A 15,132-nucleotide genomic window follows, 5' to 3' on the forward strand; every position below is an offset into this window, starting at 1 on the left:
TTAAGATTAGCTTCCCAATTCCAGAATGGTGTGTTTTTCGATGGCCTTTCGAATCTCGTAGGGGTCAATTTTTACGACTTTTCCTTCAATGACAAAAGAAGATGTGCGCCCTGAAATATGGCTAAACAACCATTGAACAATATCTGCAATGGAATCTTCAGTACCAAATGCGAGTAACACTTTTACACTTTCCCGGAAACCGGTTGCGGCTACAGATGAGAAATCGAGCAGAGAAATCAGGCGGGCTTTGGTTCCGGGAATGATTGCGTAGTCGCCTTTGTAAATAATGCGGGTTCTGAAAAGCTGATACTTGAGGTTTTTGTCAGAAGTCATGATATCGATATGGATTCCTTCGGTTGCGTAGAAAGCCTGGTTTCCGGTTTTCCCTCCCTGGGTTTGATTTTGTATATCTTCCAGCGATTTTCTGTTTTGAAGGTAGTCCTGAAGTTTGCTGGCCAGCACTTCTATCTGTTGAAACCGTTCTTTCGCCATTTCCAATACGGTTTCATCTTCAAACTTTGTAAAGTTATCGGGGTGATATTTTTTGCGGGCATTTTTATGTGCCTCTTTCAGTTCTTCCTCAGATATTTTTTCCAGATCCAGCCCAAAGTATTTTTTTGCATTGCTGAGATCTTCTGGCGTCAGTCGGTTCATATTTGGAATGTAAACGAATGAAAAATATAGAATGATTGCAGTTCTAAAACACAATTCCTTCAAAAATTGTGACAAGTGCAATATTCTTGTTATGGATAAATCTCACGGAAGTCGCTTAAGATAATGAATATATGAAAGATTGCTTGTTTAGGCAGCGAGAATTTGTATTTTTAGTTCAAATCACCAAAGACTACCTGTGAAAAATTCCCACCTTGTCCTCCTGTTTTTACCTCTGTGTATGGCCGCCTTTTTATCAGGGTGTAAGCCTCCGCATGAGGTTGCGATTGCGTTTGATTTTCGCATTCCTGCCGAAAAAATCGATTCAGTCGCTGACGGTCGGTTATTTTTGCTGATTTCGACCAATGATGAGAATGAACCGCGATTTTTGGTTGTAGATGGCCCTTCAAGTCAGCAGGTGTGGGGAATGGATGTTGAAGGCCTGAGACCAGGGATAGTGACAACCTTCATTTCGGATGGAATTGGTTATCCGTTGGCATCACTGAAAGACTTGCCTGCGGGAGATTACTTTGTACAGGGGCTGTTTCACCGCTACGAAACCTTTCACCTGGCTACGGGAAAAACGGTCAAACTGCCTATGGACAGAGGGGAAGGTCAGCATTGGAACATTGCTCCTGGCAATTTGTACAGCAAGCCGATACGTATCCATCTGGACCCATTTTTCTCCAATCGTATCGAACTCAACCTGGATCAGGAAATTCCGCCCATAGTAGCGCCAGAGGATACAAAATATATCAAACATATAAAGCTACGCAGTAAAATGCTTTCAGCGTTTTGGGGGCGCCCCATGTTTCTTGGTGCACATGTTTTATTGCCCGAAGGGTTTGATACGCATCCGGAAGCGCATTACCCGCTGGCTGTTTATCATGGACATTACCCTTCTGATTTTGGCGGATTTCGGATGACTCCGCCCGATCCTGACCTCAAACCCGTGTATAGCGAGCGGTTTGGGATTGAAGGATATAACATCGTCGAACAGCAGATGGCCTATGATTTTTACAAAGAATGGACCGGGCCAGATTTTCCGAGGGTGATTGCGATTGAAATTCAGCATGCCAATCCTTATTATGACGATTCTTATGCGGTCAATTCTGCGAATCTTGGGCCTTATGGTGATGCCATTACCTATGAGCTCATTCCTTATATCGAGCAACAGTTTCGGGGAATTGGCGAAGGTTGGGCGCGGTTTGTGTATGGTGGTTCTACCGGTGGGTGGGAGGCGCTGGCTGTTCAGGTACTGTATCCTGACGAATATAATACCTGTTATGCAGCTTGTCCGGATCCCATTGACTTTCGCGCGTATTGCCAGGTGGATATTTATAAGGATTCCAATGCCTATGTAAATCAGGGCCCTTTTTATGGCGTTGAGAGACCTGGAACACGGGATTCCCTGGGGAAGGTAAAAGCCAATTTACGGGAGATGAATTACAGAGAGCTGGCTCTGGGTACAAAAAGTCGTTCGGGAGAGCAGTGGGACATATGGGAAGCTGTATATTCTCCTCAGGGCGAAGACGGGTATCCGGTAAGGATTTGGGATAAAATCACGGGTAAAATAAACCCGGAAGTAGCCGCTTATTGGAGGGAAAACTATGATCTGACTTATATTATGAAGCGCGACTGGGCAACGCTGGGGCCGAAACTTAAGGGAAAAATCCACTTGTATTGCGGGGATATGGACAATTATTATCTGAATAATGCCGTTTATCTTGCCGAAGCATTTCTCGAAAACACAGATGAGCCCTACTACGATGGGGAAGTTGATTACGGCGATCGGGCTGAACATTGCTGGAATGGTGACCATACAAGAAGCAATGGCTATTCGAGGTTGCGTTATCACCAGATGTTTATTCCTAAATGGACAAACTGGGTACAAAAAAATGCTCCTGTGCACGCCGATCTTAAAAGTTGGCGTTATTAGCAGATACCCGTTACCATTCCCGAAAAGCGTGATAAATGGCGCAAAACTTGCCGATAATTGTTATGTTTAGGAATTGGAATTGCTTATGACACTGCGAATCGGCGTGGTTTTAATCACCACCGTTCTTCTTTCCTTGCTTCCTGAGACTGGATTTCAACATTCACAGGCATCTGTGGCTGGAAATTCTCCTGACAGCCTTTGGGCACAGTGGGAGCATGTATCTCTGCGCCTGATGAAGGAAGATGGGTTGTCTGAATACTTTGAAAAACTTCATCAGGATCGACGATTTAACGGTGCCGTATCGGTTTCCCAGAAAGGCATCCTGTTGTATGAAAAAGGGTTTGGGTTGGCGAATGAGAAAACAGGGCAGGCGATCACTCCGGATACGCCATTTCAGCTGGCTTCTATGTCAAAGATGTTTACTGCTACCGCAATTATGCTGTTGTACCAGGAGGGGAAGCTGGACTTTGACGATGAAGTTTCTCAACATCTTCCCGGCTGGCCTTATGAGGGAATGACTATCAGGCACCTGCTCAACCACCGTTCGGGGCTTGCCCGTTATGAAGCGGTTTCGTCGTGGTACTGGAAAAATTACCGTGAACCCCTTTCCAATACCGATGTCCTCAATCAGTATATTAAGTATAAACCTGTCATATTTTTCACTCCGGGCAATGGGTTTAATTATTGCAATTCCAATTATGTGATTCTGGCCTGTATTGTCGAAAAACTATCGGGGATGCCATTTGCAGAATTTATGGCTTCGAGGGTTTTTCAACCGCTTTGTATGGACCACTCGGTCATCTACAGCCGGGTCAATGATCCAGAAATTCCGGGGAAAGCCATCGGATATAAACCTGGCAGGCGGGGATATTATCCTGCCGAAGGCGATTACCTCGATGGGGTAGTCGGGGATAAAGGGCTGTATGCGAGTGTGCGTGATATCGAAAAATTTGATGCGGCCTTGTCTTCCTATGTGTTATTACATCCATCTACGCTGGAAAAAGCATTTGAGCCGGGCAGTGGCGGACGTACCTATAATTATGGATTTGGCTGGAGACTTAAACTATCGGGCGATCAGAAAATCATTTATCATTTTGGCTGGTGGAGAGGTTTTCGTACCTGCTATATCCACGATCCGGAGAGTGAACGAACACTTGTGATTCTGACCAATAGAGATGAACCGGGTTTTTATGTAGATTATTGGGATGTATTTGATGCCGTTTCCTCTATATAAATCCGTTTGCTAAAAAAGTAAATTTTTGCTAATTAAATTGGTATTGTTTTTTATTTTCATGGGTTTGGATTATCTTTATAAGGAAATCTAAACCATATTTAGCACATGCCTGCCACAATCAATGAAATCAGAGAGATCCTGCGCGATCTCGCCATTGCCCAAAAAGAAACCGACGCAAAGTTTAAAGAAACCGACGCCAAGTTTAAAGAGACTGATGCCAAGTTTAAAGAAACTGATAAACGCATCAAAGATGCTTTCAATCTGTTTGAAGGTCAATGGGGAAAACTAATGGAAAGCCTGGTTGAAGGAGACCTCGTTCGCCTGCTAAGGGAACGGGGAATTGACATTCACCAGACGTCTCAAAGGATCAAAGGATCTCGCGACGGACATAATTTTGAGTTTGATATCATTGCCCACAATGGGGATGAAATCGTAGTCGTAGAAGTAAAGACCACCCTTCGTGTCAAATCTGTTCATCAGTTTCTGGACAAACTCTCCCACATACATACCTGGTTTAAATCGTATGCAGATTGCCGCGTGTATGGTGCCATCGCATATCTCAAGGCTGAGGAAAACAGCGATGTCTATGCCGAACATGAAGGGCTTTTTGTAATTCGAGCCACCGGCAATTCAGCCTCGATTGTCAATCCTTCAGATTTTAAGCCAAGGATATTTTAATAAAAAAAGCCGGGGACGAACATCCCCGGCTTTTCATTTATCTGAAAACAGATCAGGCTTTTACATCATATCCATTCCCTGGTTGTTCATCTTCATGTTTTTACGTTTGAAGAGCGAAGCATCCATTTTCCCAAACCGATAGGAGAAGTTCAGGCGGAAGATTTGCGCATCCCTCGTCCGCCAGCTATCCTGAATAAAAATATCGGAAACGGTATAAGTGCCATTTCTTCTGGTCCGGAAAACATCATTTACATTCAGCGTCAATGTCGCTTTTCTGTCCATGAAAGTTTTGCGGAGGGATATATCCATAAACCAGTTAGCCAATGTATAACCCTGGGCAGTGTTGGTAGTCGTCATTGCCCATGGCATCTGGCCTCCACTATTAGGTGTAAATGCAGCCCTGCTGCGATATTCGCCGGAGAACTGAATCATAAAATTGGCAGGCAGACTGATCTGCAGATTTTCTTTGAGAAACCAGCTAAGCTGATTAATAACCAGATCAGTTTCCACATTGCTCGCATCCACCCGCGATTGATACATATTGAAGTTGGAGGTCAGGTCTATTTTTTTGAAGAAGTTGTTTTTTAATGTTATCTCCCCACCATATGCCTGGCTGCTGTTGGAGTTTGCAAAAGTTGCTACTACCACTTCGCGGTTCAGATCAGCGTTGAATTCATTCACCAGATACGTGGTGATCAGGTTAGATGCCTGCTTATAATAAATCGATGCCAGGAGGTTATGACCTTTAGAGAATATCTTCTGATATGATACCTCCATAGAGTTGACAAATTCCGGACGGAGTGTCGGGTTTCCTCTCCGCAAATTCAGGGAGTCTGAAAAGTCCGTAAAAGGCATTGTCTGGAAGAAATTGGGGCGGTTGATTCTGCGGGTATAGGCAAACTGGATATTGTCGGTTTCGTTGAGTTTTTTTGTCGCAAAAAGGCTTGGGAAAAAACTGAGTGGATAAGCGATGGTAAATGAAGAATCCGTATCCACCAAGGCACCGGAATATACGCTACTCTCAGCACGAAGCCCGGCCTGGTATCCCCAGGTTTTAAACTGATGACTAAACTGGCCATAAGCCGCATATACATCGTCGTTGAATTTAAAATTATCAGCCAGACTGGTTATTCTGACCCATTGGTCAGTTGCCGGGTCATAGTATGTATTTTCGATGCTATTGGTATTGAGTCGGAGTGCTGCACGTACGCCTCCTTCCAGTTTCATCTTACTATTAAGCGGATTGACAAAATCTGACTGGATAGTTACAAACTGACCGTTGCCTGTGCCATTTTGCTCCTCCTGAGAAGTGCGGCCGTTGTCATATACTGTGGAATATTCACTTCCACCCATAAACCGTACCCTGTTGTAGTTGACGTCCGCTGTCCATTCTGCACCTTCTTTAGGGAAAAGGTGTTTAAACAAAACGGAGCCACCAATATTTCGGAAATTCCGGTCCTGAAGGGATGATCGCACATACTCACTCGTGACAGTACTGTCATTTTTAAACAAAAACTCCGTGGTGTTGGTGATTTCGTCTGACGGTCTGAATTTTCCCCGGGTGTAACTTCCTGAAACGGTAATGGTATTGCGGTTGTCAATAAACCAGTCGATACCCGCTCTGCCATTGGCAAAAAGCCCATTCATTATCCCATCGACACTTTGAGTAAGGTTGGTGTAAGGATTGCCAAACAGGTTTTGTCTGTAAGTCTCCCCGACAGAATAACCTTTATTTTGATTGAGGTTGCCGCTTATAAAGATATTGGTTTTTTCACCCCGGGCATTCAGGTCGCCGCCTGCGTTATATCCTCCACGGGTATTGATACCGGTTCTGATATTGCCATTGTAGCCAAGTTTCCTTTCTTTTTTCAATACGATATTGATAATACCGGCTGTACCGCCTCCCGCGTCAAACTTGGCAGATGGATTGGTAATTACCTCAACGGATTCGATGGCATCGGCTGAAATCTGATCCAGTGAAAGGGTGGTCGGGCGGCCATCCACAAATATTTGCGGGGATCCGTTGCGCAAGGCAACGTTGCCGTCAATATCCACAGAAAGAGAAGGCACATTTTTTAACGCATCCTGTGCATTGCCTCCGGCGATAGAAGCATCTTTGTCCACACGATATACCTTTTTGTCCAGGGCGAGCGTCGCTACAGGAATTTCTGCCGTCACTGTCACCGTATCAAGTGTTACGTCTGAAGCTTTGAGGGTAAGATTGCCCAGATCTTTTTCAAAACTTCCGCCACCGGGAAACCCACCTCCAGCCGGAGGTGTACCGGGCGTACCGCCTGTGATCTGTTTCATACCAAAGGATACGACCTGGGAGGTTTGTGCAAAACCGATATAAGATATCCTCAGCGTGAAATCACCCATAATGGGGAGGTTTTCGAGACTGAAATCTCCGTTGTCTGCGGTAAGCTGACCGGAGATAATTTTTTCTGTCGTTTTTTGCGTCGTGGGGTCTGTTTGACTTTTCAAAAGCTGCACATTGGCATAGGCGATACCCTTGCCACTTTCATCCACAACCTTTCCGTAAAAACGTCCAATATTCATATTGGGGGCTTTCCCGCCGCCGGTAGCGCCTCCCGGTGCTCCGGGATATTGGGCTTCAAGCCCTGAAAAAATAGAAAGCAGGAACAAAAACAGCCCTGCGCGTAAAGTAAAATTTTGCATTTTGGAGGTATTCATTATGATCTGGTCATTAAGGAAAGGATTCTATTGAGTACTTATTACGCAAAGCAAACTACGATAGTCAGGTATTGTTTTAACTAGTAGATGATCAGGGGTATACGGACGATGAAACCTGCATTTGGGGAGATTTGACTTTCCGATTGTGAAAAACCATTTATCTCGGCGGTTTCATCTTCGGAATTGCCGGTTTGATCGGTTTCTCTCTGAACCTTATGTCTATATTGCTAAATTGGGCTTTCAGGTATCTGCCAATGAAACGTTTTAATTACAATCTTTCCACTGATCTTCTCTTTCGGCTATTATTCCATTTGGTATTTTGGGTGGTGTGGATTGGCTTTCCGATTATCAATGCCGGCGAAAATGAGAATTTCAGAAAATTTTATATCGCTATTTTACCTGTGGTTTTTACCAATATTCCCCTCTTCCTCATCAATAGTGAATGGTTGATTCCCCGGATTTTCCGCCGAAAAGGGTTGGGAACTTATCTTTTATCTCTGTTAGGGCTGATCATTGCGTTCTCTTTCCTTCAATTGACGATGAAAGAATGGTTGATTCCGGAGGCGCTTGTGCGCCGTCGCTGGGATATTTTCTGGACCGTGATCCCTGTTATATTTTTAACGGCCGTCAGCACGGGGTATGGTTTTATTGTTTTTCTTCTCAATCAGGAAAAAGGCCGGCAGGAGGAACAGCAGGAAAGGCTTCGCTCCGAACTTTCCTTTCTCCGCTCCCAAATCAGTCCGCACTTTATCTTTAATATTCTAAACAGTATCGTCTATTTGATCCGGGCACGTTCAGATCTTGCCGAGCCCGTTACCATTAAACTCTCCGAGCTGCTGCGTTATCTGCTCTACAACTCCGGTGAAGCCCAGGCACCCCTGGATCAGGAACTGGAATATCTGAAAAACTATATAGAGCTTCAGAAAATACGCTTTGAAGAAGATGTGGATATCCGGCTTACTATTGAAGGTGAAGCGAATATGCAGTTTATCGAACCTATGTTGCTGATTCCATTTGTCGAAAATGCGTTCAAACATGGGGTAGGATTGATTGAGAATCCTGTCATTGATATACAAATGAATGTATCAGACGAGGGATTGGACTTTCATGTTAAAAATAAAACCAGTGCTGATGGCGACAAAGATCCCGACTCGGGGATTGGTCTGCGCAATGTAATCCGGCGGTTGGACTTATTGTACCATGATTCGCATACATTAACAATCAATACGGATAATGGCTGGTTTGAAGTAAATCTTAATCTCAGCTTTGTGCGCAAGAATACCTGATTGTGAGGGACTTTTATTATTTTTGAGTAAATATTCCCAATATCATGAAACTTCGCTGCCTTGCTGTTGATGACGAAAGTCCTGCCCGCAAACTACTCGAAGAAAATATTCGACAGATACCTTTTCTTGAACTGGCAGGTATGTGCAAAAATGCTTTTGAGGCGATGGAAGTACTGCAAAACGAAAAAATTGATCTTCTTTTTCTCGACATCCAGATGCCGGGCATGCTGGGAACCAAGTTTTTGTCGAGCCTCAGAGACCGGCCAATGGTAATCTTTGTGACAGCTTATGCCAACTACGCGTTGGAAAGTTATGATCTCGATGTGATCGACTATTTGCTGAAACCTGTGAGCCTTGAGCGATTTACCAAAGCCGCCTATAAAGCCCTCGATTATGCGGTAAAAAGTCAGCCCGCTCCCCCCAATCCCTCTGCCGTTTCATCCCCTGCCATACCCTTGCCTCATTCTTTCTTTGTGAATGTAGAATATGCACTGGTAAAAATTGTAGTGGCTGATATTTCCCATATTGAGGGGATGAAAGACTACGTGAAAATCTTTCTCACATCGGCTCCCAAACCTGTTCTTACTAAATCTACCCTGAAAGCGATAGAAGAAAAATTGCCAGCGACCGGATTTATGCGGGTACATAAGTCCTACATTGTCAATCTGTCAAAAATTGAGTCTATTCGCAGCCGGCAGATCATGATCGGGAAACATGAAATCCCGGTCAGTGAGGCATTGGTGGAGGACCTGTTGCGGGCAATTAGCTAAACTTCTCCCCGCGAATTTTTGCAAGCTGCTTTAGGTTTATAGGGAATTTTGATCAGAACTTATGGATCAAGCCGATATTTAATGCTTCGTGAAACTGCGTGCGGGGTCCTTTTTTTCCGGTAGGTTCCCCGCTCGCATCTGCAATGTCAAACTGAATATCCTGGTCGTAAATAAGATGTGTGAGGATATTGGCGGAAACATATTTATTGACCTTGAAATCCATTTTTGTTTCCCAGTTCACGTCTACTGATCCAAAATCTTTGAGGTGGTTGGCGAAAAAATCTGCATTGGTTTGAAACACTATGTTTTTAACAATTTCTTTTTTGTAATTGATCTTCAGGTAAGAGCCCAGTTCGTACCGCCGTGTCTGTCCGATCAGGTCTTTGGGCATATAAAACTGAGAAAGTATAGAATCCTGCACCAGCGTAACCTTCGAGTTGAGTGGCGAATAGTAAATGTTTAGTCCCAACTCTTTCGATTTATAGTCCATGCCTGTTCCAAAGTTGAAATAACCCGGGGCGAGAAAGTCCGAACGCAACTCTCCCCGGCTTCCATCTTTTTCGATCTTATATCCCTTGCGAATCTGGGTTCGGATATTGAGCAGGGCTGTTGTGAGAAAATGTTCACTGAATCTTCGCCCGTACTCAGAGTTCAGTTCTACCAGATCTTCGCTGGTGAGGAAATCGTATTCGCCCTGCTTGAGGACGCCATGTTTGATTGAAAAGCTATTTTCCCAGTCCTGCCGGGCTTTTTTATATTTTGCATTGAGGTTGACTTCTCCGCGAATGGCCATCGAGTTGGTACTTCCTTTCTGCCAGTAAGGACTATATGCGTGCTGGGAAAAGTGGAGACTTTCTGAGCCGTCAAATATCCAGTTTGGCTCAATCTCTACCTTCACCGTATCTTTTGTACCAAAATTTTTCTTTTCGATTTTGTGTGTTTTAGTTCTAAACCCCTTCCCTTTAATCTCCAGCGTATATTTGTCCGGGGAAAGATCGGTGACGCAGATGTAGCCGTTCTGATCCAGATGGAAGGTGTCTTCTTTCTGGGCTACCTGAACCACCACTCCTGACACGGGCTTTCTTTTTACCCGGCTGGTAATTTTGATGTGAAGAGTGTCCTTATTTTCGGGAAAAGCAAATAGGGATGACATTGACAATAAGCCAGCCAGAAAAAAAATAATGATCCGAAGCATAAAACAGTTTTTGGAGGTTTGATAGAAATACAGAGGTTCCAGCCGCGAGGTTGCAGCATTTGTCCTTTATTCTATCATAATTTCATCTATAAACAGCCAGACTTTTCCGCCAGAGGCTGAGTGCCATTCAGGCGCAGTGCCTGTGTTTTTGGCAATAATACGCAGATAGGAGGCATCCTTACTGGTAAAATTAACTAAAAATGTCCGGATCTCCGAACCGTTTTTCTGCAAAATCTCCGGTGATACGGTTCCTGCCGGCATAAAATCCTTCCCATTCTCCGAAACCCAGACCTGGATTTCTTTAGGGAAAAATATCCACGAACCCTGATTCTGCATGACACTGACAGAAACTTTGCCAACCTTCTGATTTCCTTTCAGATCTATAAAAGCCTCCAGATCATTACCTTCAAAACCCAGCCATCGCCCATCGTGAAAATTGGAAGTGCCTCTTACCCCGTCGATAAGACTTAGCCCACCTCCGGCCGGATAACGCTCGTGTGGCGGATTTTTTAGCGATACTTCATAGTTATTGGGTAAATGGATATAGGTCTTTGATATTTCCTGACTTTTGTAAAACCCTTCTTTTAAGGCGATTACCCTGAGAACCGAAGATTCCGTAATTTCAATGGAACCATTTACGACTTCACCTTTGATCGGAGAACTGCCGTCGAGCGTATAGCGAAGTGTTGCATCCGGGGTGGGACAAGAGACTTTCACCGAAAACTTATTCCGAAAATGCGTAGGCGCTTCACTGATTAATGGCATTTCTACTGTGGGTTTGATCGACGGCGTGGCAATAGGCTTTTTCTGTAAATCTTTGAGCGGGAAATCATTTTGCAGGGAAAATGGCAGACTTTCGTCGGAAATTCCCCGCGACTTGTTAGGTTGAGAACCCATTTCAAAATCGACTTCCCCCCCAGCTGCCAGTTCTTTGTGGCTAAACCAGGTGCGGTCGGTTTCCTCGCCATTGATTCGTACTTTTTGTATATATCGGTTTTCATCAGAATTTTCGGGTGCGGAAAGCACCAGGGTTTTTCCATTGGGAAGGTGCATGGTTACTTTTGTAAACAAAGGCGCGCCCATTACATATTGAGGTACACCCGGGCAAACCGAGTAAAAGCCGAGGGCAGAAAATATATACCACGCAGACATTTGCCCGTTGTCTTCATCGCCGCAAAGGCCGTCGGGTCCGGGGCCATACAGCCGGTTCATGACTTCCCGCACCCAATACTGCGTTTTCCAGGGCTGGCGGGCATAGTTGTAGAGATAGATGAGATGGTGAACGGGCTGATTTCCGTGGGCATATTGTCCCATATTTCCCTTCACCATTTCGGTCATTTCGTGGATTTCATTGCCGTAAGAGCCCACCAGAAAGTCGGGAGGAGTAGCAAATAGGGTATCCAGTTTATCGGCAAACAGCTGATCTCCGCCCATAAGGTCGATCAGACCGCGGGGGTTTTGCATGACCGACCAGGAGTAATGCCAGGAGCTTCCTTCAGTAAAAGGGCCGCCCCATTCGAGCGGCGAAAAATCAGGCCGCCACGAACCATCCGCCTGTCTGCCCCGCATAAAACCAACTTCCGGGTCGAATACATTTCGGTAGTTGTAGCTGTTTCTATAAAAATAATCCCTCTCGTTATTTTTTCCGAATCCATCCGCCAATTGCCCGATACAAAAGTCTCCGTAGGCAAATTCGAGCGTACGGGCGGTAGCTTCATGCACTTTATCAGAAGGTACATATCCCAATTCTGTATAATAATCGTTTCCTCTTCGACCTTTTCCGCCCTGTCCGCCATTTGCCATGCCATCTTTCACCATACCTTCAAAAGCCGTTTCCACATCAAAATCGCGGATACCTTTATTATATGCATCGGCAATAAGTGAAGCGGTATGTGTGCCAATCATGACATCGCGGTATCCGGGGCTGGTCCATTTGGGAAACCAGTCCCCCTCTTTATAGGAGTTGACAAATCCCTGAATGATTTCAGCATCGCGTTCGGGGTACATGAGGCTGAAAAAAGGAAATACTCCACGGAAAGTATCCCAAAACCCATTGTCTGTGTACATCACACCCGGGTGAATCTGCCCGTCATAGGGGCTGAAATGATACGGACTACCTGCCGAATCCGGTTCATACCATACTCTGGGAAAATTAAGGAGTCGGTAGTAAGCAGTATAAAAAGTCGTCATTTGTGCTTCTGTTGCACCTTCTATTTCTATACGGGAAAGCTCTTTTTCCCAGGTTTGCTGCGCTGCATCCCTTACCGCCTCAAAGGATTGTTTTCCAATTTCCGTATCGAGATTTTTCTTCGCCTGGAGTGTGCTGATGAAGGACGTGCCAATTCGTACATTTAGCTGATCACCCCGATGGGTAGAAAACTGAAGATATGCACCACTATTTACGCCAAGTATAGTTTTTTCCCCTTCACGAATCGCATCTCCCTGCCATACACCGTAAGTTTCAAACGGTTTGTCAAATACTGCCACAAAATAGCAAGCAAAGTTTTGTGGTACCCCACCCGAGTTGACACGTGTAAATCCTGAGATCGTCTGGTTTTCCGGATCTATGACGACATTCCCTTCCGCGGCGCTCATGTCAAGTACCAGAAAAGCCTTTTCGGCATCGGGGTAAGTGAAACGGAGCGCTGCGGAGCGTAGGGTTGGCGTTACTTCTGCTCTGGTGTCATAATCATCAAGGTGAACATTGTAGTAAAAAGGCGTGGATTTTTCGTTTTCGTGTTTAAAAGCAGAAGCTCTCTCATCATCTCCTGTTTTTAAGACTCCTGTCATCGGCATGAGTGAAAACTGTCCGTAGTCTCCCATCCAGGGACTGGGCTGATGTGTGGCACGGATTCCCTGTATTTTTTCGGACTGATGGGTATATATCCAGCCAAATTCTCCCGTTTGGGGTGTCCAGGCAGTCATGCCCCAGGGAAGGCAGACAGACGGATAGGTATTGCCATGGGAAAAAGACGGCTCCGACAAAGTCCCCAAAAGTGGGTTTACATAAGCGGTAAGTGGCTGAGTAGCATCTTTACGGGTTTGGCAGCCGGCTACCAGGAAAAGACATGCCAGGCTAACAGCGATTTTTGAAGAGATGATTCTGATTGGGGACATAAGGTAAGTATTTTACAATTTTTGAGGGACTTTGATATTGATTTTGAGAAAAAATCTGGTACAATTATCCATTTTTTTCATTTAATAATTATCCCAAAAGCTCCATTTTCCCTTATTAAAAGAAAGAATTGATCCTTCGGGTTTGGTACAACTTGAGAATTTGTATCCTTTCAGCAGGCCTGAGGGTGTAATAATTTTACTTCAGGAAAACAAAATTAAACCCTGGCAACAATAGAATATCATGGTTACAAGTAAAACTGCTGAAAATCTTGCTACAATTAACAAAACCATCATGCAGGCGCGAAATGCAGGCGCCATTCATCTTTCGACGGAGGATGAATCGTTTAATGGACGTGAAATCCTGGTAGATGGAAAAAAACTGGTCAACTTCAGCTCTTGCAGTTATTTGGGTCTGGAACTGGATCCGCGTATGAAAGATGCGGCAATCGATGCGGTATTGCGATATGGGACTCAGTTTTCCAGTTCGAGGGCTTACGTTTCAATGGGTATGTATGATGAGTTGGAGGAATTGCTCTCTCAAATATACCAGTCCCCTGTACTTGTTGCACCTACGACAACACTGGGACATATGTCGCTGATTCCTACCATCGTCGGAGATGAGGATGTGGTTATCCTCGATCATCAGGTACATGCGAGTGTGGCACTGGCTGTCCAAACCGTCAAAGCCCGCGGCGTAAAGGTCGAAATGATTCGCCACAACAGTTTAGAAATGTTGGAACAGCGGATTCTTAAGTTGAGGAATGATTATCAGAAAATATGGTATTTCGCCGATGGCGTATATTCGATGTATGGCGACTATGCTCCCATGGATGATTTGATTTCACTGCTGAATAAGTATGACCAACTGCATCTGTATATGGACGATGCACATGGCACTGGCTGGACGGGCAAAAACGGGTCCGGATTTGTGAGGAGTAAAATTGGCAACCATCCCAGGATTTTTATTACGGGTTCAATGGCTAAGGGATTTGGTGCGGTAGGGGGGATTTTGGTACTTCCTGATGAGGAAACCAGGCAGATGGTGCGCAATTGTGGGGGGACAATGATTTTTTCCGGACCTATCCAGCCTGCTTCACTTGCTGCAGCGGTACAATCTGCCAAAATCCATCTTTCTCCCGAAATTGATATTCTCCAAAACCAGCTTGCACAGCGTATATCCCGATTCAACCAAAGCGCGAATAAACTGAATATCGAACTGATCTCCGAATCCAGTACGCCGATCTGCTTTGTTCACGTTGGTATGCCGGAAGTAGGGTTCAACCTGGTGCGAAAACTGAAAGATCGGGGTTATTTTGTCAACATTGCCGTTTATCCGAGTGTGCCTTATAAAAATACAGGTTTGCGCCTGACCATGCACAATCACCTTCGGCTGGAAGACATCGATAATGTGTTGGGTTTGATCGCAGAACTTTTGCCACAGGTATTGAAAGAAGAAAATCAGAAAGTGGTATTACCCTCGCATACGGTGGCTGCGTAACGCAAACACTAACTGGTATTACCCCTTTTTATTAACCTATTCTTTTCATCAGAGCTGAGCGCATCCGGAT

The 15,132-nt window shown here is 44.8% G+C and carries 10 protein-coding genes; 6 read left to right on the top strand and 4 right to left on the bottom strand.

Annotated elements, in window-relative coordinates; all coding sequences use genetic code 11:
* Window positions 1-6 precede the first annotated feature (6 nt).
* Entirely contained in the window at window positions 7-654 is a 648-nt protein-coding gene (locus R3D00_10030) for a J domain-containing protein (protein ID MEZ4773508.1), read from the bottom strand.
* Window positions 655-892: 238 nt separating this feature from the next.
* Here R3D00_10030 and R3D00_10035 point away from each other — a divergent pair, with 238 nt between their 5' ends.
* The 3 genes from R3D00_10035 (at window position 893) to R3D00_10045 (ending at window position 4,502) form a co-directional block, all read left to right on the top strand.
* Window positions 893-2,590, top strand: a complete 1,698-nt coding sequence (locus R3D00_10035) for an alpha/beta hydrolase-fold protein (protein MEZ4773509.1) — start codon at window positions 893-895, stop codon at window positions 2,588-2,590.
* 85 nt (window positions 2,591-2,675) lie between these two features.
* A complete protein-coding gene (locus tag R3D00_10040) occupies window positions 2,676-3,824 on the top strand; it encodes a serine hydrolase domain-containing protein (protein ID MEZ4773510.1) in 1,149 nt (382 codons plus the stop codon).
* Between the two features lie 105 nt (window positions 3,825-3,929).
* On the top strand, window positions 3,930-4,502 hold the full coding sequence (locus R3D00_10045; protein ID MEZ4773511.1) for a hypothetical protein: 573 nt from the start codon (window positions 3,930-3,932) through the stop codon (window positions 4,500-4,502).
* 60 nt (window positions 4,503-4,562) lie between these two features.
* Here the strand turns inward: R3D00_10045 and R3D00_10050 are convergent, their stop codons facing one another.
* Complete coding sequence (locus R3D00_10050; protein MEZ4773512.1) at window positions 4,563-7,181, bottom strand: outer membrane beta-barrel protein; 2,619 nt, start codon at window positions 7,179-7,181, stop codon at window positions 4,563-4,565.
* 269 nt (window positions 7,182-7,450) lie between these two features.
* Here R3D00_10050 and R3D00_10055 point away from each other — a divergent pair, with 269 nt between their 5' ends.
* Together R3D00_10055 and R3D00_10060 are read left to right on the top strand one after the other, a co-directional pair.
* On the top strand, window positions 7,451-8,482 hold the full coding sequence (locus tag R3D00_10055; GenBank protein ID MEZ4773513.1) for a histidine kinase: 1,032 nt from the start codon (window positions 7,451-7,453) through the stop codon (window positions 8,480-8,482).
* Window positions 8,483-8,526: 44 nt separating this feature from the next.
* The gene (locus R3D00_10060; protein MEZ4773514.1) at window positions 8,527-9,252 is read left to right on the top strand and encodes a LytTR family DNA-binding domain-containing protein; all 726 of its coding nucleotides are present in this window, start codon (window positions 8,527-8,529) and stop codon (window positions 9,250-9,252) included.
* 52 nt (window positions 9,253-9,304) lie between these two features.
* Here R3D00_10060 and R3D00_10065 read toward each other — a convergent pair whose 3' ends face one another.
* Entirely contained in the window at window positions 9,305-10,447 is a 1,143-nt protein-coding gene (locus R3D00_10065; GenBank protein ID MEZ4773515.1) for a DUF3078 domain-containing protein, read from the bottom strand.
* Between the two features lie 66 nt (window positions 10,448-10,513).
* A complete protein-coding gene (locus R3D00_10070) occupies window positions 10,514-13,564 on the bottom strand; it encodes a GH92 family glycosyl hydrolase (GenBank protein MEZ4773516.1) in 3,051 nt (1,016 codons plus the stop codon).
* A gap of 241 nt (window positions 13,565-13,805) precedes the next feature.
* Here R3D00_10070 and R3D00_10075 point away from each other — a divergent pair, with 241 nt between their 5' ends.
* The gene (locus R3D00_10075) at window positions 13,806-15,062 is read left to right on the top strand and encodes an aminotransferase class I/II-fold pyridoxal phosphate-dependent enzyme (protein ID MEZ4773517.1); all 1,257 of its coding nucleotides are present in this window, start codon (window positions 13,806-13,808) and stop codon (window positions 15,060-15,062) included.
* The last annotated feature ends 70 nt before the right edge of the window (window positions 15,063-15,132 follow it).

It is taken from the genome of Bacteroidia bacterium (assembly GCA_041391665.1).
Classification (GTDB): Bacteria; Bacteroidota; Bacteroidia; order J057; family J057; genus JAGQVA01.